24 protein-coding genes are annotated in these 19,570 nt (G+C 58.1%); 15 read left to right on the forward strand and 9 right to left on the reverse strand.

What is annotated here, in order from left to right:
- The 3 genes from GXX82_02270 to GXX82_02280 all read left to right on the forward strand — a co-directional run bounded on the left by GXX82_02270 (position 1) and on the right by GXX82_02280 (position 2,081).
- On the forward strand, positions 1-843 hold the full coding sequence (locus tag GXX82_02270) for an ABC transporter permease (GenBank protein ID NLT21853.1): 843 nt from the start codon (positions 1-3) through the stop codon (positions 841-843).
- On the forward strand, positions 840-1,646 hold the full coding sequence (locus GXX82_02275; GenBank protein ID NLT21854.1) for an ABC transporter ATP-binding protein: 807 nt from the start codon (positions 840-842) through the stop codon (positions 1,644-1,646). Before GXX82_02270 ends, GXX82_02275 begins: the two co-directional genes overlap by 4 nt.
- A 183-nt stretch (positions 1,647-1,829) precedes the next feature.
- Positions 1,830-2,081, forward strand: a complete 252-nt coding sequence (locus GXX82_02280) for a cytoplasmic protein (GenBank protein ID NLT21855.1) — start codon at positions 1,830-1,832, stop codon at positions 2,079-2,081.
- A gap of 126 nt (positions 2,082-2,207) precedes the next feature.
- Here GXX82_02280 and GXX82_02285 read toward each other — a convergent pair whose 3' ends face one another.
- Complete coding sequence (locus GXX82_02285; GenBank protein NLT21856.1) at positions 2,208-2,450, reverse strand: hypothetical protein; 243 nt, start codon at positions 2,448-2,450, stop codon at positions 2,208-2,210.
- A gap of 314 nt (positions 2,451-2,764) precedes the next feature.
- On the opposite strand from GXX82_02285, the gene GXX82_02290 reads away from it, so the two are divergent.
- The 8 genes from GXX82_02290 (at position 2,765) to GXX82_02325 (ending at position 9,940) form a co-directional block, all read left to right on the forward strand.
- Positions 2,765-4,177, forward strand: coding sequence for an amidophosphoribosyltransferase (locus tag GXX82_02290; GenBank protein ID NLT21857.1), 1,413 nt, complete (start codon positions 2,765-2,767; stop codon positions 4,175-4,177).
- Positions 4,178-4,209: 32 nt separating this feature from the next.
- A complete protein-coding gene (locus GXX82_02295; GenBank protein NLT21858.1) occupies positions 4,210-5,187 on the forward strand; it encodes a glucokinase in 978 nt (325 codons plus the stop codon).
- A 143-nt stretch (positions 5,188-5,330) separates the two neighbouring features.
- Positions 5,331-6,266 carry an ExsB family transcriptional regulator gene (locus tag GXX82_02300; protein NLT21859.1) on the forward strand — a complete coding sequence of 312 codons (936 nt, stop codon included), beginning with the start codon at positions 5,331-5,333 and terminating at the stop codon, positions 6,264-6,266.
- A 210-nt stretch (positions 6,267-6,476) separates the two neighbouring features.
- The gene (locus GXX82_02305; GenBank protein NLT21860.1) at positions 6,477-7,325 is read left to right on the forward strand and encodes a GNAT family N-acetyltransferase; all 849 of its coding nucleotides are present in this window, start codon (positions 6,477-6,479) and stop codon (positions 7,323-7,325) included.
- An 86-nt stretch (positions 7,326-7,411) separates the two neighbouring features.
- Complete coding sequence (locus GXX82_02310; GenBank protein NLT21861.1) at positions 7,412-7,816, forward strand: universal stress protein; 405 nt, start codon at positions 7,412-7,414, stop codon at positions 7,814-7,816.
- A gap of 86 nt (positions 7,817-7,902) precedes the next feature.
- A complete protein-coding gene (locus tag GXX82_02315; GenBank protein NLT21862.1) occupies positions 7,903-8,205 on the forward strand; it encodes a hypothetical protein in 303 nt (100 codons plus the stop codon).
- A 619-nt stretch (positions 8,206-8,824) separates the two neighbouring features.
- Entirely contained in the window at positions 8,825-9,232 is a 408-nt protein-coding gene (gene rnk, locus GXX82_02320; GenBank protein NLT21863.1) for a nucleoside diphosphate kinase regulator, read from the forward strand.
- Between the two features lie 81 nt (positions 9,233-9,313).
- Complete coding sequence (locus tag GXX82_02325; GenBank protein NLT21864.1) at positions 9,314-9,940, forward strand: HAD family phosphatase; 627 nt, start codon at positions 9,314-9,316, stop codon at positions 9,938-9,940.
- 463 nt (positions 9,941-10,403) lie between these two features.
- Here GXX82_02325 and GXX82_02330 read toward each other — a convergent pair whose 3' ends face one another.
- From GXX82_02330 to GXX82_02340, 3 genes are all read right to left on the reverse strand, one after another.
- Positions 10,404-11,399, reverse strand: a complete 996-nt coding sequence (locus GXX82_02330; GenBank protein ID NLT21865.1) for a GGGtGRT protein — start codon at positions 11,397-11,399, stop codon at positions 10,404-10,406.
- Between the two features lie 14 nt (positions 11,400-11,413).
- Positions 11,414-12,106 carry a hypothetical protein gene (locus GXX82_02335; protein NLT21866.1) on the reverse strand — a complete coding sequence of 231 codons (693 nt, stop codon included), beginning with the start codon at positions 12,104-12,106 and terminating at the stop codon, positions 11,414-11,416.
- 298 nt (positions 12,107-12,404) lie between these two features.
- Positions 12,405-12,908, reverse strand: coding sequence for a hypothetical protein (locus GXX82_02340; GenBank protein NLT21867.1), 504 nt, complete (start codon positions 12,906-12,908; stop codon positions 12,405-12,407).
- Between the two features lie 166 nt (positions 12,909-13,074).
- Between GXX82_02340 and GXX82_02345 the strand changes: the two genes are divergently transcribed.
- Positions 13,075-14,058 (forward strand): proline iminopeptidase-family hydrolase, encoded by a 984-nt coding sequence (locus tag GXX82_02345; protein ID NLT21868.1) that lies wholly within the window; start codon positions 13,075-13,077, stop codon positions 14,056-14,058.
- 82 nt (positions 14,059-14,140) lie between these two features.
- On the opposite strand, the gene GXX82_02350 is transcribed toward GXX82_02345, so the two are convergent.
- From GXX82_02350 to GXX82_02365, 4 genes are all read right to left on the reverse strand, one after another.
- Positions 14,141-14,362, reverse strand: coding sequence for a hypothetical protein (locus GXX82_02350; GenBank protein ID NLT21869.1), 222 nt, complete (start codon positions 14,360-14,362; stop codon positions 14,141-14,143).
- A gap of 119 nt (positions 14,363-14,481) precedes the next feature.
- Positions 14,482-15,108, reverse strand: coding sequence for an NYN domain-containing protein (locus GXX82_02355; GenBank protein ID NLT21870.1), 627 nt, complete (start codon positions 15,106-15,108; stop codon positions 14,482-14,484).
- Positions 15,109-15,344: 236 nt separating this feature from the next.
- Positions 15,345-15,713 carry a hypothetical protein gene (locus GXX82_02360; protein ID NLT21871.1) on the reverse strand — a complete coding sequence of 123 codons (369 nt, stop codon included), beginning with the start codon at positions 15,711-15,713 and terminating at the stop codon, positions 15,345-15,347.
- On the reverse strand, positions 15,694-16,371 hold the full coding sequence (locus tag GXX82_02365) for a hypothetical protein (GenBank protein NLT21872.1): 678 nt from the start codon (positions 16,369-16,371) through the stop codon (positions 15,694-15,696). Before GXX82_02365 ends, GXX82_02360 begins: the two co-directional genes overlap by 20 nt.
- 234 nt (positions 16,372-16,605) lie before the next feature.
- Between GXX82_02365 and GXX82_02370 the strand changes: the two genes are divergently transcribed.
- The gene (locus GXX82_02370; GenBank protein NLT21873.1) at positions 16,606-16,797 is read left to right on the forward strand and encodes a hypothetical protein; all 192 of its coding nucleotides are present in this window, start codon (positions 16,606-16,608) and stop codon (positions 16,795-16,797) included.
- 144 nt (positions 16,798-16,941) lie between these two features.
- Here the strand turns inward: GXX82_02370 and GXX82_02375 are convergent, their stop codons facing one another.
- On the reverse strand, positions 16,942-17,433 hold the full coding sequence (locus GXX82_02375; GenBank protein NLT21874.1) for a hypothetical protein: 492 nt from the start codon (positions 17,431-17,433) through the stop codon (positions 16,942-16,944).
- A 372-nt stretch (positions 17,434-17,805) separates the two neighbouring features.
- Between GXX82_02375 and GXX82_02380 the strand changes: the two genes are divergently transcribed.
- Both GXX82_02380 and GXX82_02385 read left to right on the forward strand, forming a co-directional pair.
- Positions 17,806-18,111 carry a hypothetical protein gene (locus tag GXX82_02380; protein ID NLT21875.1) on the forward strand — a complete coding sequence of 102 codons (306 nt, stop codon included), beginning with the start codon at positions 17,806-17,808 and terminating at the stop codon, positions 18,109-18,111.
- A partial coding sequence (locus GXX82_02385; GenBank protein NLT21876.1) for an FAD-binding protein occupies positions 18,108-19,570 on the forward strand: 1,463 nt, incomplete at its 3' end. The genes GXX82_02380 and GXX82_02385, both read left to right, overlap by 4 nt.

Consider the following 19,570-nt stretch of genomic DNA (forward strand, 5'->3'; position numbering starts at 1 on the left):
ATGGGCCTGAAGAGCATACTTGTCAGGGCGGGAGCCTATGTGCTCGTGCCCTGCCTCTTCCTTGTATTCTGGGACATTATGGCCCGGCAACTGAACAATGAGGTCATCCTGCCCGGTGTCGGGCAGGTGACCGAGTTGTTCCTCAAGCCGACGGAGAGCCTTATCGCGATGGGGTCCCTCGTCATCAACGTCGCCATCAGTCTCGTCAGGGTGCTGGCAGGCTACCTGCTGGCTGTCTGTATCGCCGTGCCTCTGGGGATCCTGATGGGATATTACGGCATGGCCTTTAGGCTCCTCAACGGCTTCGTGGCGCTTTTCAGACCCATTCCGCCGCTGGCCTGGGTACCGCTCGTGCTTGCATGGTTCGGGGTGGCAAGCCTGGCGACCCTCTTCGACGTGCAAAAGGGATTGGGCTACGTCTACCTCAATAATCTCAAGTTCTCCATGGTCTTCATCATCTTCATCGGGGCCTTCTACCCGATCCTGACGAGCACCATACACGGTGTGATGAGCGTGCGGAGCACCCTTCTGGACTCGGCGCGGGTGTTGGGGGCAAGCGAAAGAGACATCTTCCGGAAGATCCTCCTGCCCGCTTCCTCCCCGTCCATAGTCAACGGCATGCGGATAGGGCTGGGTGTGGCCTGGATGTGCCTCGTGTCCGCGGAGATGCTCCCGGGGAGCCTCTCCGGCGTCGGCTACCTCATCACCCACGCTTATACTCTGGCGAGGACGGACATCGTGATCGCCGGCATGATCAGCATCGGGGCCATCGGCGCCTTCCTCGACCTCTTCTTCCGTGTCATCGAGAACCGCAGGTTCGCGTGGACGAGGCTGACACGATGACGACCGCCCCTATTCTCCGCATCGAGGCCCTGCGCAAGGACTTCCGGACAAACAACGGCACCGCCCTCAAGGCGGTGGCCGAGGCGACCTTCGACATCCCCGAGAACGATTTCGTGTGCATCGTCGGGCCGTCGGGGTGTGGGAAATCGACCCTGCTAAGGATGATCGCGGGCCTCGAGACGGCCACCGCCGGCAGGATAGACTACCGGGGGGAAACGGTTTCCCGGCCACGCAGGGAGATCGGGATGGTCTTCCAGGAATACTCGCTCCTGCCGTGGCGCGACGTCCTCGACAACGTATCACTCGGCCCGGAGTTCCTGGGAGCGCCGCGAGACGAGCGGGAGGCGAAGGCCATGGAGTATCTGCGCCTCGTCGGAATGGAGGATTTCTCGCGGGCCTTTCCCCACGAGCTCTCGGGGGGCATGAGGCAGCGTGTCGCCATCGTACGGGCCCTCGCCAACGACCCCGATGTCCTTCTCATGGACGAGCCCTTCGGGGCCCTTGACGCCCACACGCGCATCCTGCTCCAGAAGGAGCTCCTTCGCATCTGGGAAAACCATCGCAAGACGATCCTCTTCGTGACCCACGGCGTCGACGAGGCCATCTACCTTGCCGACCGCATCATGGTCATGTCCGCGCGCCCCGGAAGGATACTCGACATCATCGACGTCGACATGGAGCGGCCCAGGCTCCGCGCTCACCCCTCCTACGGACCGCTTGCCGAGAGGATCCTCGCCGTCCTCGAACAGGAGGCCACCACCTCCTTCCGCGACACCGCCGCAGCGCACCACGGGGAAGACTAAGAAACGGTTCAAGGGTTCAAGAGTTCAAAGTTAAGAGACATCGAGAACGGAGCTGTCCTGTCCTGTTCCTTTACCCTTGAACCTTTGAACTTTGGAACCCTTGAACTTTCTTTTTGTTCTGGATTAGACTAGCGGCGGGCGTGTCCGGTGGACGCGGTCCAATACAGCAAGGCGGGTGAGGTTATGGCAAAGCATTCCCATCTTTTCGTCGAGAACTTCGACGGGTTTCTCGGTTACGGCATGGACAGGAAGACGGACGAGAACACGGTGCAGGCCTACCTCCAGAAATTCTCCGACGACGCGCTTATGAAGATCATGCTCAAGAGGATGTCCGATGAGGACCTGGCGGAGGTCTTCGAGGTCCTGGGCAAGATGCTCAAGAAACACCTCACCGAACCCGAATACCACGAATTGTTCTTAAAGGACGAAAGGTAATGGCAACCTCACTGTAGCACGCAGGTTTGCTGAGATGGAGAAGCGGAATTCCTCTCCCGGCATATTGATCACGGGAAGCTCCTTCCGGGGCAAGGAAAAGTTTAAGGGGAAGTCACCGGGCAGGAGCTAGTTAAGGATGTTGAAGCTTGCCGGGATCTTGCGTTTGCATATGGGGCAGACAGGCTCGATGAGCGTGTATGTCTTCCCGAAGACGTCTACGCTCTTGAAGAATACCCCCGGAGCGTCGCACAGATTCTTCTCGCTGAAGATCTTGCCGCATTCGCACACGGGATATTCCTGACGTATCGTCGTTCCCCTGAATGCCTGATCCGCGTACCTGGTGACCAATTTTTGTTCTTCCGTCGTCATGGCTGTAATATAATCTCCTTATCTTTCTTTGGCAACCCTGCCCCTGATGCTGCGGCATTCCCGACATTGCCTCATCGGCGCCGTCTACAGGTATACTCGGTATGGGCGGGGGGAAACTTAAAGAAAACCGTTGCGGGTTGCGGGTTGCTGGTCAGAGACCGTCACAAGTCTGAAAGCGAGGAGAGACTGCCGGGGCGTTGGGGGGGCGGGAGCGTGTGCATTCCTGTGGAATTTTCCGGGGAATCCATATATCATATCGTTGCCATTTAGGACACATCACTGACAACACATGAGGATGCTACCAGGGAGGGCGTATGAGCGGAGTTTTCGGCATAATATCGAAGAAAAATTGCGCGAGCAACCTGCTCTACGGTACCGATTATCACTCGCATATGGGAACGGAATATGGAGGGATGGCCGTACTGGGAGACCGGTTCCACCGCAGTATACACGATATCAGCAAATCCCAGTTCAAGTCGAAGTTCTTCGAAGAATACAAGGAGATGAAGGGTAATTCGGGCATCGGGGTCATCAGCGATCGCGATACCCAACCCCTTATCATTGGTTCCAAGTTCGGCACCTTCGCCATTGTTTCCTCAGGCATCGTGGAGAACGCGGCCGAGCTCGCCAAGGAACTCCTCGACAGCGGCGAGACGTTCAGCGAGATGTCCGGAGGCGGCATCAATTCGGTGGAGCTCATCGCGAAGCTCATCACCCAGGGCAAAACCCTTATCGAGGGCATCAAGGGTGTCTATGAACGCATCGAGGGCTCAGCCTCCATTCTGCTCCTCAAGGAAGACGGTTTGTACGCGGCGAGGGACCGTCTGGGACGCACGCCGCTCGTCATCGGCGAGAAGGACGGCGACCATGCCGTGGCCACCGAGGACTGTTCCTTCCTGAACCTGGGGTTCCGGAGGGTCAGGTTCATCGAGCCGGGGGAGATCGTGAGCCTCAGCCCCTCGGGTCTGCGGAGCGAACTGCCGGGCAGGGACCGGAACCAGATATGCGCCTTCCTGTGGATATACACAGGGTATCCGGCCTCCAGTTACGAAGGGATTAACGTGGAGGTGGTCCGCGAGCGCTCGGGACGGGCTCTCGCCAGGGGCGACAACGTCGATGCCGACCTTGTTGCCGGCGTCCCCGACTCGGGCGTCGGCCACGCCATCGGTTACTCCATGGAATCGGGACTCCCCTACCGCAGACCGCTGGTCAAGTACACGCCGGGATACGGCAGGAGCTACACGCCTCCCTCCCAGGAGATACGGGACCTCGTGGCCACCATGAAGCTCATACCCGTGCGAGACGTCATCGCCGGCAACCGCATCGTCCTGTGCGAGGACTCCATCGTGCGGGGCACACAGCTCAAGAATTTCACCGTCGTCAAGCTCTGGGATTCAGGCGCGAAGGAGATCCACATCCGCCCGGCCTGTCCGCCCCTCATGTACCACTGCAAATTCGCCCTCTCCACCCGGTCCGTCGACGAACTCGTCGCCCGCCGCGCCATAAACGCCCTTGAAGGCGGGCGCACGGACAATATCGCGGAGTATCTCGATGACACCTCGGAGAAATACCGGAAGATGGTCGACTGGATCGCGCGGGAGATAAACGTCACGACGCTCAAGTTCCAGAAGATCGATGATATGATAGCGGCCATCGGCCTGCCCCGGGAAAAGCTCTGCCTCCACTGCTGGATCGGAGAGGGAAACCCAGCCTGCTGTGCGCGATAGACGCTTAACGCGAGGCCACATGAGGGGGAACAATGAAAAACATCATCGCCGTCGACATAGGGGGAACGAACAGCCGCTTCGCCCATTTCACCGTTGAAGACAGCGGGAGCCTGTCATGCGTCGACAGGGTGGAATTGAAGACCGCGAACGCCTCGTCCCTCGACGACCTCATCGACAGGGCCCTCGGCCTTAAGTCCATACCGGCGGGAGTGTCCTGGGACATCGTGGTCCTTGCCGTTCCTGGCGCCGTCAAGGAGAACACCTGCGCCTCGCTGGCGAACGTCTCCTGGGACGTGGACGTTTCGGGCCTCCGCGCGCGCCTTGCCGGCACGAGGGTATTCCTCATCAACGACTTCGTCGCGCAGGCCTTTGCCTGCCCTCTTGCGGAGAGACTGGAGACACAGGCGGTTCAGGCGGGGGTACCCGAGCCCCGGGCGGCCATGGCGGTGATCGGCGCTGGAACGGGCCTCGGGCACTGTGCCCTTCTGGCCACGGACGGGGGCGGCTTCCTGCCCCTGCCCTCGGAGGCGGGCCACGCCGCGTTCCCTTTCTACGGGAAAACGGAAACGGCATACCGCGATTTTCTCATGGAAAGGACCGGGGCGGAGTATCCCTACGGCGATATCGTCGTGAGCGGACCGGGCCTCACGCACCTCCACGCCTTTCTGACGGGGCGGGAGATGAGCCCGAAGGACATCGTCGCCGAGATCCCTCCGGAGTCGGAGACGACCGTCCTCTTCTCGCGCTTCTACGCTCGTGCCTGCCGCAATTACGCGCTGACGGTCCTTGCCCTGGGAGGGCTTTTCATCGCCGGCGGCGTCGCGATGAAGAACCCTTTTCTCGTCGTGAACGACCATTTCAGGAAGGAATTCACCGAATCCCGGCACTACGGTCCCATGCTCAGACAGATCCCCGTGTCCCTCATAGTGAGCGAGGACAGCGGCCTGTGGGGCGCGGCGCATTATGGGATGATCAAAGGCAAAAGCGGGCAACGAACGGGCAATAGGTGATGGGTCATGGGAAAAGAAGAAGGGCCAGGGGCGGGTAATAGCCGACTGGCGGGAAAGATAGTTTCAGGTTTCAGGCTGCAGGCAAAAGAAAATATCAAAGGAGGGTGCTGATGGCGGGTGGCAGGGAGATCAAGGCAAAGGGAATGAACGTGAAGAAGTTCATCGAGGAAAAGGCGGCTGAGATACAGGCGGCCGTCGGCACGGGGGTGGCGATCAACGCCCTGTCGGGCGGGGTCGACTCATCGGTGGTCACCATGCTCGGCCACAAGGCGCTGGGTGAGAGGCTGAAGACCTATTTCATCGACACCGGCCTCATGCGAAAGGACGAGCCGCAGCGGATACAGGCGATCTTCAAGGGTCTTGGCGTCACCATAGAGATTGTCGACGCGAAGGCGAAGTTCTTCAAGGCGCTTAAAGGGTTGACGGACCCGGAGGAAAAGCGCGAGGCCATCACCCAGACATTCTACAAGGATGTCTTCGGCAAGCTTGTCACGAAAAGCAAGGCGAAACACCTTCTGCAGGGGACGATCCTCACCGACATCGACGAGACCGTCGCGGGCATCAAGAGGCAGCACAATGTCTTCGAACAGCTCGGCATAGACCCCAAAAAGACCTTCGGCTATCATATCCTGGAACCCCTCGTGCAGCTTCGGAAGGACGGCGTGAGAAAGGTCGGGTCGGCCCTGGGTCTTCCCGCATCCATGTACAAGAGGATACCCTTCCCGGGTCCGGCGCTCGCCGCCCGCGTCGTTGGTGAGGTCACGCCGGAAAAGGTGGAGATCGTGAGGCTCGCGACTGTCGTCGTCGAGGAGGAGCTCGCGAAGGTGAAGGCCTTCCAGTACCTGGCGATCCTTCACGAGGACAGGATGACAGGGATGCGCGACGGCAGGAGGGACTTCGGCCGCCAGATCGAGGTCAGGTGCTGGGATTCCGTGGACGCACGCAAGGCCACGCCGACAAACCTCCCTTACTCGAAGCTCACGCGTATAGCTTCGAGGATCTGCAAGGAAGTGCCCGGCGTCGTGAGCGTGACCTACAACATCGCAACGAAACCGCCTTCAACGATAGAGGCGATATAGAGAAGGGGTTCAAGGTTGCAAGGTTCAACAGGCGGTTGACGAAGTGATCTCTGAAGGCGGTTCGTACTCATTCGTCATTCCGGCGAAGGCCGGAATCCAGGAAAAACGAGGAGTTAGAAAAACCTCTGGATTCCGGCCTTCGCCGGAATGACGTAGAAAATGAGTTTATCAACAGCCTGTCAAGGGTTTAGGGGCGAGGAAAAAGGGCGGATGATCAACCGGGGGTTCGTTATCAGGCGGATGACGCTCGAGGATGTTGAGGTTGCCGTGGAATGGGCGGCGGAGGAAGGGTGGAACCCGGGACTCACCGACGCCGCCTGTTTTTACCACGCGGACCCCGATGGTTTCTTCATCGGGGAAGTGGACGGCCGTCCGGTGGGGTGCGTCTCGGCCGTGTCCTACGGTGAATCCTTCGGTTTTATAGGCTTCTACATCGTCCGCAAGGAACTGCGCGGAAAATGGTACGGTGTTGAGCTTGGAAGATGGGCGATGAGCCGTCTCGGCGCCCGTAACATCGGCATAGACGGAGTGGTGGCAAAGATCAGGAACTATGAGAAGTTCGGTTTCACCCTCGCCCACAGGAACATCCGCTACAAGGGCCGGGGAAGCGGGGCATCGAACCCCGCGGGCATCGTCGATCTCACAACCCTCCCCTTCGATGCCGTCGTCTCCTACGATTCGGGCATCTTCCCCGCGCGACGGGCAAGGTTCCTCGAAAAGTGGATCATCCGCCCCGACGGGACGGCCCTGGGTCTTGCCGAAGGTGGCAGGATCAAAGGCTACGGTGTCATACGCCCCTGCAGGACGGGGTTCAAAATAGGACCTCTTTTCGCCGATTCTCCCGATATCGCCGAACAGTTGTTCGACGCGCTGACAGGAAACGTGCCGGAGCGGGCGCCGGTGTTCCTGGACATCCCGGCAAACAATCCGGCTGCGGTCGCCTTCGTGCGGGACCACGGCATGACATCCGTGTTCGAAACAGGCAGGATGTACAGCAGGGAGGCTCCCGCCGTTCCCATGGAGAAGGTCTTCGGCATCACGAGTTTCGAGCTCGGCTGAGGGAGCCGGAGATCCCTCAGCAATTCCCCTGAAAAGCGGCTATACTTGAATTAGGCAGAGATCATACGCAAAGGAGATGATGTGCGATGCTCATGCCGACAAGGATACTTGTGCCCACCGATTTTTCGGAGCATTCCGACAAGGCGCTGAAACAGGCCCTCGACATCGCAAGAGAGTACCAGGCCAAGGTCTTCGTCACCCACGTGATAGCTGTCATTCGCCCGGAGTTCGAGAACGTTCTGCGATGGGAGGCGCAGGAAAGACTGAGAAACCAGCTCGACAGGGTCCCCCGGGCCGGGAGCCTCGATGTGGCAACCGATGTGCGGACGGGTATCGTCTATGAAGAGATACTGAAGGAAAGCGAGGAGAAGGGGATCGACCTCATCGTGATCGCCTCCCTCGGCCAATCGGGTATCGCGAAATATCTTGTTGGCGGGGTGGCAAGGAACGTGCTGAAAGGCTCGAAATGCCCCGTGCTGCTCACGAGGTGAGAAACACGGGAGACCCCCGCCGCGCCGGGCCGGGGGATACGCGGGCATATCCTGGCACCGCGAGGCATGCAAAAGGGGGTGTGCTGATGTATACGCGACTGATCCTGGTCAACTTCGGACCGGGGATGCATTCAACGGGGGAGATGGTGGCCGACACATTTGCCCCCATTTACAAGACGATGAGAGGATTCAAGGGGGCCACATTCTTTGCCGACCGTGATACGGGAGAATGCGGCGCGTTGAGCCTCTGGGAATCGAAGGAAGATGCCGAAGCCGCCACAGTGAGCCTGTGGCCGAAGCTGCAGCAGGTCGCGGGCGGCCTTCTCAAAGGGCCGCCGCTCGTGCGGACCTTTGAGCTGTACGAACCGAAGGAACTGCCGCCCGAATAGGACTTGACAGATGAAGAAGACGTGCTATTACTGTACTATATAGGGCGGATAAGCCCAGGCAACGAGTAAATGAAGGGACTATCTGAGTCGAAGGAGCCCAACTTCGAACCTCTTCATTGAAAGTCGAAAACAGGATTCAAACGCGCGTGAACCTGTCGCAGCCTGGATATCCACCCTCTTTTTTTGCGGCTTTCACGGTCCCTGCAGATCAAGGGCACCGGGGTCACGGTCAGGGTGCCGCCCGGTCCCCGTCACCATGCCATGCGCGGGCCGCTGACAGCCTGGGGGTAGGAAGCGCCAGGTCAAACGAGGGGGCCTTTGACACTCAGGTGCTTTTATGCTAACATTCCTCATGTCCATCACGCCGACAGACGGTTTCCGTTACATCTTCCATCTCCCCGTGGACATTCCCAGGCTCGCCTTCAAGACAGCTCTTTAATACTGGATACCGAGCGCATCACCGGGGCGGGAAGCCGCACGCTTCCTTGGGTCCGATGGTGACCGCGATGCTCTTAAGGCGCTTGATGTCATGCACATGGGGAACAATGAGACGGACCAAGACGTGATCGGCATGACGAAGGAACCCTCCTTCGCCAAAGAACGTACAGGGGGTGACGTTATGAAGACTGGCGAAATCTACATAACGGAGCACGACATGCGGAGGCTTCGGGCGTTGATCGAGATATACGGTGGGAGCGATAAACCCTATCTCGACCGCCTGGAGGAAGAACTCGACAGGGCGAAGGTGGTAGGCCCCAGGGAGATTCCCGCAGACGTCGTCACCATGAACTCCGTCGTCCGCATCAGGGACCTCGATACCGGCGAAGAAAGGTCCTTCGCCCTTGTGTTCCCCAACAAGACGGCCATGGGTGAAAAGGCCATCTCCGTTCTGGCGCCCATCGGGACCGCTCTCATCGGTTGCCGCGAAGGTGACAACCTCAACTGGGAGGTCCCGGCAGGAACAAGGAGAATACAGATAACCCAGATCGTCTACCAACCGGAGAGGATCGGCAACTATGACCTCTAGCCCGGATGGAAAACACCCCCCGGTCTGTGCTACATTCTCACGGAAGGAGATGGTATGTATCCGGACTCTGCAGCATGTAATGTGGATGTAGTCCTCTTTGACTTCGGCGGCGTTCTCGCCGACGAAGGGTTCGCGAACGGCCTCAAGGCCATCGCGCAAAGACACGGCCTCGACGAAACGGACTTCATCAACCTCGCCCGCGACCTCATCCACAGGACAGGCTACATAACTGGTCGGGGCCGTGAACCCTCATACTGGCAGGCCATCCGCAGGGCCACGGGAATCACCGGGGACGATGCCACCCTTCGGAACGAGATCCTGTCCCGCTTCATCCCCCGGCCCTATATGATCCACATCGTGAAGAGACTGCGAACGGCGGGCATCCGTGTCGTCATACTCAGCGATCAGACCAACTGGCTCGATGAACTCAACGAACTGCACCGCTTCTTCAAGCACTTCAACATTGTCTACAACAGCTATCATCTCGGGAAGAGCAAGGCCGACCCCACGCACTTCTCCGACACCGTCTCCAAACTTCACGCCGCACCGGACCGCATGCTCTTCATCGACGACGACGAAGGCCACTGCGAAAGGGCCCGCATGGCAGGCATAAACGCAATCCGCTTCACCGGCCGGGAACAATTCCTCACAGACCTCTCCCAATACTGCCCCGGAGACTGGACGGAACAAAGAGAAGACACAGTCTGAAGGATTTGCCTCTCGCCCGTTCCTCACTTCGTTCGTCTCTCAAGCCCGCAAAAGACGCAGAGAAAAGATTCGGCCGGATTTCGAAGCCTCCCAAAATCCGGCCGGCTTTGCATCCCGCTGAAGCGGGAGGCAAAGGAGAGAGTTTTCCTTTTAGGTGGAAATGATGGGGAGAGGATAGGAGTTGTGGGGTGAGGTAGTGTAGGAGGCTGGAGGATGGTTATAGGACCCATCGGACATATAGGACCTATAGGCCCTATGACGACAGGGGGGGATGAGGGGGGATAACTCCTTCAGGATAAAAAAACTGTTCCTTTCTCTCCCGACGGGACGGCGGGACGAGAAGGCCGCCGGATCTTGGGAGGCTCCAAGATCCGGCGGCAATCTTTTCTCTCTTTTCAGTCTTTCTCTGCGTCCTTTGCGAACTCGAGCGAAGCGGGCGAGAGATAATGTCTTTGTCTTTCGCCTACCCCGCCTGCTCTATCGCCACCGCTACCGAGACGGTCGCGCCGACCATGGGGTTGTTGCCCATGCCGAGGAAGCCCATCATCTCGACGTGCGCCGGAACCGATGACGAGCCCGCGAACTGCGCGTCCGAATGCATCCGGCCCATCGTGTCCGTCATGCCGTATGATGCCGGGCCCGCTGCCATGTTGTCGGGATGGAGCGTCCGGCCCGTGCCTCCCCCCGACGCGACGGAGAAATACTTCCGTCCAGCCTCGTTGCACTCCTTCTTGTAGGTGCCGGCAACGGGATGCTGGAAGCGGGTCGGGTTCGTCGAGTTCCCGGTGATGGAGACATCCACCTTCTCGTGGTGCATGATGGCGACGCCTTCGCGCACGTCATCCGCCCCATAGCACCTCACCGCCGCCCTGTCGCCCTTCGAATAGGGCCGGCTTTCCACGATCTCCAGCTTTCCCGAGTGATAGTCGAATTTGGTCCGCACGTACGTGAAGCCGTTTATCCGGGAAATGATCTGCGCCGCGTCCTTCCCGAGACCGTTGAGGACGACGTGCAGGGGTTCCTTCCTGACCTTGTTCGCCGATTTGGCGATGCCGATGGCCCCTTCCGCGGCGGCAAAGGATTCATGTCCCGCGACAAAGGCAAAACATTTCGTATCCTCCCTCAAAAGCATGGCGGCAAGATTCCCGTGCCCCAGTCCCACCGTCCGGTCATCGGCAACGGAACCGGGAATGCAGAAGGCCTGCAGGCCCTCGCCTATTGCCTCGGCCGCATCCGCCGCCTTCGTGCGGCCTTTCTTTATGGCGATGGCCGCCCCAACAATGTACGCCCATCCAGCGTTCTCGAAACATATCGGCTGGGTTTCCTTCGCTATCCTGTACGGATCTATGCCCTTCGCGTCACAGATCGCCTTCGCGTCCTCTATCGACTTGATCCCGTATTTACTCAACACGGTATTGATCTGCCCGATCCTTCTATCGTAGTTCTCGAAAAGTGCCATATCGTCATCCCTCCTTATTCATGCCTGGGGTCAATGAGCTTCACGGCCTCGTCGACCCTTCCGTATTTCCCGGAAGCCTTCTGAAGGGCCTCGTTGGCGTCCATGCCCTTCGCTATCATCTCCATCATCCTGCCCAGGCTCACGAATTCGTACCCGATTATCTCGTTGTTCTCGTCGAGGGCTATCTTTCGTACGTAACCCTCGGTCATCTCAAGGTACCGGGGTCCTTTTGCCACGGTCCCGTACATGGTGGCGATCTGGCTGCGCAGTCCCTTCCCCAGGTCCTCGAGCCCGGCACCTATCGCGAGCCCGCCCTCGGAGAATGCCGACTGGCTCCTGCCGTAAACGATCTGGAGGAAGAGTTCCCTCATCGCCGTGTTTATCGCGTCACAAACGAGGTCCGTGTTGAGCGCCTCGAGTATGGTCTTGCCGGGCAGTATCTCGCAGGCCATGGCGGCCGAATGGGTCATGCCCGAGCATCCGAGCGCCTCAACAAGCGCCTCCTCGATGATCCCGTCCTTGACGTTGAGCGTCAGCTTGCACGTCCCCTGCTGGGGGGCGCACCAGCCTATACCATGCGTAAAAGCGCATATATCCTTGATCTCCTTTACCTGCGTCCATTTGCCTTCCTGCGGTATCGGCGCCGGGCCATGGTCTGCCCCTTTCGTTACGGAGCACATCTTCTCCACTTCCTGAGAGTACATCATGAGCGTATATCCTCCTTGGTTGGTTTTTTGCGGTCAGTCAGCGTGAAAAGACAAAGCGCCTATAGTATACTACTCCGTCGGGGCTGATGTCATGAAGGAAACGGGTTAGAACCGATAAGACGGTTAGAACCGTTGGAGCCGCTGGAACCGTTAGAACGGAAGAGACAAGGCAGGAACAATCTCAAGCAGTTGGAATCCTGGGAAAGAGAAAGATTGCAGGGTCATCCAGCGACAGAGGGTATTTCCGGTTCTTCCATTCTAACGGTTCTAACTGTTCCAACGGTTCTAACGGTCTTTTTCAGTATTCCTTCGTCTTTTTCCGCTTCTTTTCGATCCTGGCCTCTTTTTCCTGTTCGTAGATGTCCTCGGTGAGAGTGGCTACGCGTTCGCGCCAGCGGGGGTCGTTCTTGTTGAGTTCGACCTCTTCGTAAAAGTCGGATATGCTGTGATTGAGAAGTTTGTAGGGGTTGTCTTCGGATTCTATGTCAAAGAAGGTGTGCCGCAGTTCGTGACGCAAGATCTTGACCCTGTCGAGATCGGTGATGTTCTCCCAGCATTTCTTGTCGAGGGTGATGATGTAATCGTACCCCTCGATGGCGTCGCCCCCGTTCTTCGTGAGGTGGCGCATAAGGTCGTTCGTCTTGATGATCCGGGCGAGGACGAGCATCCCGCCTGACTTCCTTTTTTTCAGGTCAAAGAGAACTTTTATCTTCGCGTTGACCAGTTCGGGAAAATCCTGCGTCCTCACCTCCCTGAGCAGGGTGAGGACGTGGTCGTTCACTTCGTCATAGCGCAATCCCATAGTGCCTCCTGAAGATGATGCGAGTATTAAGCGGACGGGGAAGATTACCACGAGGGGGCGTCAAAAAGCAAGGAACCGGGACAGGGGGGGCATCCTTGACACGAAGAGGACGGAACCGGTATAAGGAACATGACGGATGCAAGGCACGAAAAAGAGGAGGATTACGATGACAGTCGGCGGGACACGCGGCGGCTCATGGGTGAGAAGGATCCTCGTTGCGTGGTTCACCGTCTTTGCCGCGCTCTTTCTCACCGCCTGCTCCACCTCTTCGTCACTCCCGGAGCGCCAGGGGTTCGTTGAGGTCACGGGCGGCAGGGTCTGGTACCGCATCGTCGGCTCCGGCAGCGCCACCCCCGTGGTCGTTCTCCATGGCGGGCCCGGCGCCGCGAGCGACTACCTCAAACCCCTGGAAAGACTCGCCAAGGACAGATCCGTCATCTTCTACGACCAGCTCGGCTGCGGCAGGTCGGAACGTCCCGCTGACAGGTCGCTCTGGCGCATCGAAAGGTTCGTTGAGGAGCTCTCGCAGCTGCGCGCGGCGCTCAAACTGAAGGAGATCCACCTCTACGGGCACTCCTGGGGGACAATGCTGGCTGTGGACTATATGCTGACGAATCCTTCCGGGGTAAAGAGCCTTATACTCGCTAGCCCGTGCCTCAGCGCAAAGCGATGGGTCGAGGACGCCAATGTCCTCATCGCGCAGCTTCCACCCGACACTCAGAGACTGATCCGCAGCCACGAGAAGGCGGGCACCACGGACTCCAGGGAATACGATGCGGCCGTCACGGAGTACCTCAAACGCCACCTGTGCCGTCTCGACCCCTGGCCGGAGGACCTGACACGGTCATTGGCCGCGTCGAACGCGGAGATATACAAGCAGATGTGGGGACCGAGCGAGTTCTACCCCACGGGCGACCTCAAGACATACGACAGGGTGGACCGTCTCCGCGAGATCACGGTTCCCACCCTCTTCACCGCGGGCCGGTACGACGAGGCAACCCCCGGCGCGACAACCTGGTACAGTTCCCACCTTCCCGGCTCCACCGTCAGGATCTTCGAAAAAAGCTCCCACCTTGCGATGTTCGAGGAACAGGAAGAATATGTGAAGACCTTGAGGGAGTTTATGAAAAGAACAGAAGGCAGGTTATAGGTTATAGGCTATGGGCTATGGGGAAAGGCCACTCCCATCCTTCTGTGTCCATCACCCATGACCTATGACCCATTACCTGTCTTCATTTTCTATACCAGTTCTTCCCCGTTTCCTTGACGTAGATCCGGGTGATGGTACCGCAGTCGTCGCAGACGTCGGCGTAGAAAGGTTCCGTGCCCCCCAGAACGAATTTGGTCTTGTAGGCGAGCCCTATCCTGCCCGCGTCCGCCGTCTGATCGACCCTTACGCCAACGACGATGTTGCCGCCCCCGCAATGGGGGCATTTACCGGTCTTTTCGTCCATAGCGCCTCCGCACTTTAGGTCTTGCCCGATCCCCTGATCAAAGGAGCTGGGACAGCCTAAAACGTCTGTTGAGGCATGTCAATACGAAGAGAGCCAGAGCATCCGGTTCACCTCAGATGCTAAAGTACCTTCTTGGGAGCTGGAATCTTCGTTTCGATGAAATCCACATGTTCAGACAGCTCCGGCCTGACAGAGTTTCTCAACGGATCGAGGCAGACCTGCATGCCGTTGCGGCGAGCAAATTTCAGGACCGGCACAATATCGGCGTCTCCTGTAATGATTATTAGGAGGTCAGCCAGCCTCTCCATCGCTATACACGTAATGTCCAGTCCAAGCTTCATATCGACTGCCTTCTGTTCTATTAGTGGTTTGAAATCGTCTTCTGTCAACTGGTCAACGGTTATCGTCTTGTTCAGAAGCAGTTGGAGCTTATCGGGTTTTATGAGCCACTCGTTATTTCGCCATACGGTCTTTCCGAGACGTAGTGCGAAATTGGGCGTTGTCTTTATTGAATTCAACAGTTTTGTCTGCTCTACGGCAACCCTGGTCGTGCCAAAATCGATACTCTTTTTCGTGATTGGATTATGTCCCTTCTTATCAAGCGGCTCCGTGTCATAGTAAAAAATACGATACAAATAATCATCTGTCCTTAAGTGCTTAACACAGTATTTTCTGATTTCTGGTCCGGAATAGTAGAACGTCTTGTACTTGTAAATTTTCTTCCTCATGAACCAGCCGTCAATCATGAACACCACTTTTCGCACAAGTACCCCCCTCTAGAAATGCAATGCCCCTTGGTCGGCTTCGAAGTTTTTATTACAAAATCGAAACGTTGCAAGGGGCGTTTTGTATTCAATCCAAATGCTTCTTGGTTAATTATCGTCATATCTAACAGAAAGTCAATGGTTTTTTCTTGCATCCTCTCACGCGAATGTCCAGTCCAATCCGCCTGTTTAACGTTCCAAAAGGCGACGTCATGTTGTCACTCCGGTGTCCTCTCGTTTAGCTCTTCATCTCCCGTGTCCGGCACACTCGCGCTGCTCAGGCTCCGTCGTTTTGCGTCACCCGCTACCGCCTCTTCGAGGATGAGGACCTCGTTCCTTTTTCTCTTTTCCATCCGTCTCAGGAGAGCCTCGATGTTCTCGACGAGTTGGGCTGCCGTGACCCTGCCCGCGGCGTAGTCCTCTTTCTGTGACGCGATGGAGGAGATGAGATCGACGGCGACTATCTTCTGCGCGAAGAAGAGGTCGTAGGCGGTAACGGTGGCCGCCGAGCAGGCGATGGACGTGGCGATCACGATGACAAACCCTTTCATGCCGAGGCCCTTCCTGTCAGTTCCTCCCCTCTGCACAGACGCCCTCCTTTCCCCCGGGTTCTTCCGCGGCGCTCTTTATCATGATCCTGACGTTGAGAAGCTTGGCCGCGGTCGCGACGTTGGCGCCCCCCTTCCCGACAAAGAAACCGCAATATCGGGGGTCGACCCTTACGATGGCCTCCCGCAGACCCTGCGAGTAGTGGACCTCCACCACTTTGTCCGCCGGCGCCGGGACGAGGGAGTTGACGATGTACTCCCTGATATCCGTACTGTAGCGGACAATGGTGATGGTGTCCGTGGTGTACTCCTTCACCCTGTCGAGATAGGGCAGAGATGCCATGAGCGGGTCCACGTCCCCGAGGCCCTCGACGGAAACCTTGGCGAAAGGGCCTTTGACCACGCTCGCCGCCCTTCGGACCCGAACCCTTCCGTCGCGTATGACGGGTGAGAGAACCTCCTCGGTGACCCGGCGAAAGTACTGCGGCGACCTCTGGCTAAGAAAGATCCCGCCCTTTCCCATCATGAACACCGCGGCCATCGTCTCCTCCCCCTGCCTGTACTCCCTGCCGGCGAATCTTTTCGGAAGGTAGGCCAAAAGGTCCGTTCCCGCCAGGAGGACAAGATAGACGTCCTTACCGGGAAGGTTCTTCACGATGGCACATCGCACAAGGCGACCTATCTTGATCGTCGTCATATTGATCTCCCCCGCTGTATATTCACTGCAAGGGGGTATTACTTCCTGGAGAGAAAAAAAGACCGAAAAAAAAGCAAAGGCGGGTGAGAGGTTATGGGTGATGGGTTATGGGGAAATGTTTCAGTGTGTTTCCCGTGACCTCCCACCCGTTACCCGCCCCTCGTCCCTGAAACCTTGAACCTCTGAAACCTTCCTTGTATACTCTTGGCCAAATACGCGCGCGAGGTGAATGAGATGGAATGCACGATGGAGAAGAACAAGACCGCCTGCACCTGCACCTACGATCCCTGTCCCCGGAAAGGAAAGTGTTGCGAATGCGTCGCCTACCACCGGGCAAAGAAACAGCTCCCCGGCTGCTTCTTCTCAAAGGAAGGCGAGGCCTCCTACGACCGGTCGTACAGCCGGTTCGTGATGGAAAATAGTTGAAAAAACAGTTTTCGGTGCTAAGTTTTAAGTTTTACGTGAAAGACCTTTCGCTTGAGAGGATGTTTGTACGTTCAACGGAATGCGGGAAAGTGTCCTAAGGCTTTTAACTTAAAACCTAACACTTAAAACTTAACACCGTCTTTCCTATTCTTCCAACTCCTCGATCACTTCCTGGGCCTTTACGCGGACCTCTTTTATCCTGTGGGCCATGGCGGCGATGGAGATCTTTCGCTTCGCGTCCTCCTTCTGGCGCGGCGGCAATGACGCGTAGAGTTCCCGGAGTTTGTCGAGGGTGGCATTGCACACATCGGCATCCTTCAGATCCAGGAAGAGGATGAGCGTGGGACCGTCGTCGGGCAGGCCGTACTTTGCCATGTATTTCTCGGCCTGTTTCTCAAAGGCCTCCGAACCGTAGGCGTTGTGCAACCTGGCGAAGAGCTTGTCGTGCTCGGGGGTTCCCTTGTCACCCTTGAAAAGCCTGTCCAGCGCATCCCTTACCCTTCCCTGCTGCCAGCGGTCCTTCGGAGCTTCCTTCTTTTTTCCGGCCCCCTTTTCCTGCCTGCCGTAAAAGGTGCTCCTGTCCCTGCGACGGTCCAGTTCCCGCCAATCAGGTCTTTCGTCGTCGTAATCTCCCATCACTACCTCATCCAGGGTTTTTTCTTTATTATACCCCTTCCCTATCCAGATTCCACCCCTTTCTGAAACAAGGTATCCCGCCCGAAGAGCACGCCCCGAAACCCTCAACAAGCTGCTGGTAGAGCCCTCTTTGCCGTTACCCCCGGGGCTGGTCCCGGATCTGAAGCGTTCTTAATGCCGACATCGCTCCTGGATCCCGGCCTTCGCCGGGATGACGAATGCAAGAGAACCTTCGTACACCCAACCGCTTCCAACGGTTCCAACGGTTCTAACGCTTCCAACGGTTCTAACGGTTCCACCCGTCTCCAAATCCCTTGACAAATCTCCGCGCGCCATGATGATATTGTCTGAAACGAGAGCCAAGGAGCGGCCATGTTCATATGGCTTTTTCACCGGATAAGCGGCGTTTCCCTTATCGTTCTTTTCGGCGTCAAGATACTTACCAGCTACTTCCTCTTCACTGAGGACAAGAAACCCGATTGGGCACTAAGCCTCCATCGGCAACCTGTTCTCGACGTACTCATACTCCTTCTCTTCACCTTCCACAGCATCTACGGCATCCGAACGATCGTCATGGATCTCGGCTACAGGAACGAAAAGAGGCTCTTCGTCGCCTCCAACCTGGTCGCCGCCGTCATTTCGGCGGCCCTCGTGTACCTTTATCTCGTGATCTCATGACGGCTCTTTCCCACGATGTGCTCATAGTCGGCGGAGGTCTCGCGGGATTGCGGGCCGCGGTCGGGCTTTGCGATACCTACGATGTGGCCCTCATATCCAAGGTCCATCCCATACGGTCCCATTCGATCGCGGCCCAGGGCGGCATCAACGCGGCGCTGGCCAACAACCCCGGCGGAAAGGACGACACGTGGGAAAAGCACGCCTTCGACACGATCAAGGGCAGTGACTACCTTGCCGACCAGGATGCCGTCGAGGCCATGTGCCGGGAGGCACCGGGCATCGTCTACGAGATGGAGCACTGGGGCTGTCCCTTCAGCCGCTTTCCAGACGGCTCCATAGCCCAGCGGCCCTTCGGGGGAGCGGGATACCCGAGGACCTGCTACTCCACCGACCTCACCGGCCACGTTCTCCTCAACACCCTTTACGAGCGGGCGGTGATGAAAGGCGTCCGGGTTTATCCCGAATGGTACGTCACGGGTCTCGCGATCGACGATGGCGTCTGTCACGGCGTCGCGGCCTTCGACCTCATGAACGGCGAGGTCGTGCCCATCGCGGCGAAGGCAACGGTCTTCGCCACGGGAGGATACGGCCGCGTCTACTTCTATTCCACGAACGCCCTCATCAACACGGGAAGCGGCATCGGCATCGCCTACAAGGCAGGAGTGCCCCTGAAAGACATGGAGTTCGTGCAGTTCCACCCCACGGGGCTCATCGGCACGAACATCCTCATGACCGAGGCCTGCCGCGGAGAAGGCGGGTACCTCGTCAACAGCAGGGGCGAGCGCTTCATGGAACGGTATGCCCCCAGGGCGATGGAGCTCGCGCCGCGGGACATCGTCTCCCGAAGCATCCAGACGGAGATCAATGAAGGCAGGGGCTTCGACCACCCGCTTGGCACGTACATAAAGCTCGACCTCACGCACCTGGGGGAGCAGAAGATCCTCGCGAAACTCCCGGGCATACGGAAGATCTGCATCGACTTCATCGGCATCGATCCCATACGGGAACCCATACCCATCATGCCCTGCCAGCACTATTCCATGGGCGGCATCGATACGAACGCCAGGACCGAGACCGGGGTGCCGGGGTTCTTCGCCGCCGGTGAATGCGCCTGCGTGAGCGTCCACGGGGGCAACAGGCTCGGCGGGAATTCGCTTCTCGAGACGATCGTCTTCGGGAAGACGGCCGCCGGCGCCGTCGATGAATACCTGTCGCGGCGGCCCGGGGCGGCCAGGGAAGAGGTCGTTCTCACCGCCGCGCGTAAGACGGAAGAAAAGATGACCGCCCTCGTCGCGGGTGGAAGGGAGAAGACCTTTTCCCTTCACGGGGAACTCGCCAGGACGATGAGCATGAACGTGGGGATCTTCCGCGAACGGGCCGAAATGGAGAAGGCCCTCGAAGACATCGGCCGCATCAGGGAGCGCTACCGGAACGTCGGGGTGTCGTCTCCGGCCCGACA

The organism is Syntrophorhabdus sp., from assembly GCA_012719415.1.
GTDB lineage: Bacteria > Desulfobacterota > Syntrophorhabdia > Syntrophorhabdales > Syntrophorhabdaceae > Delta-02.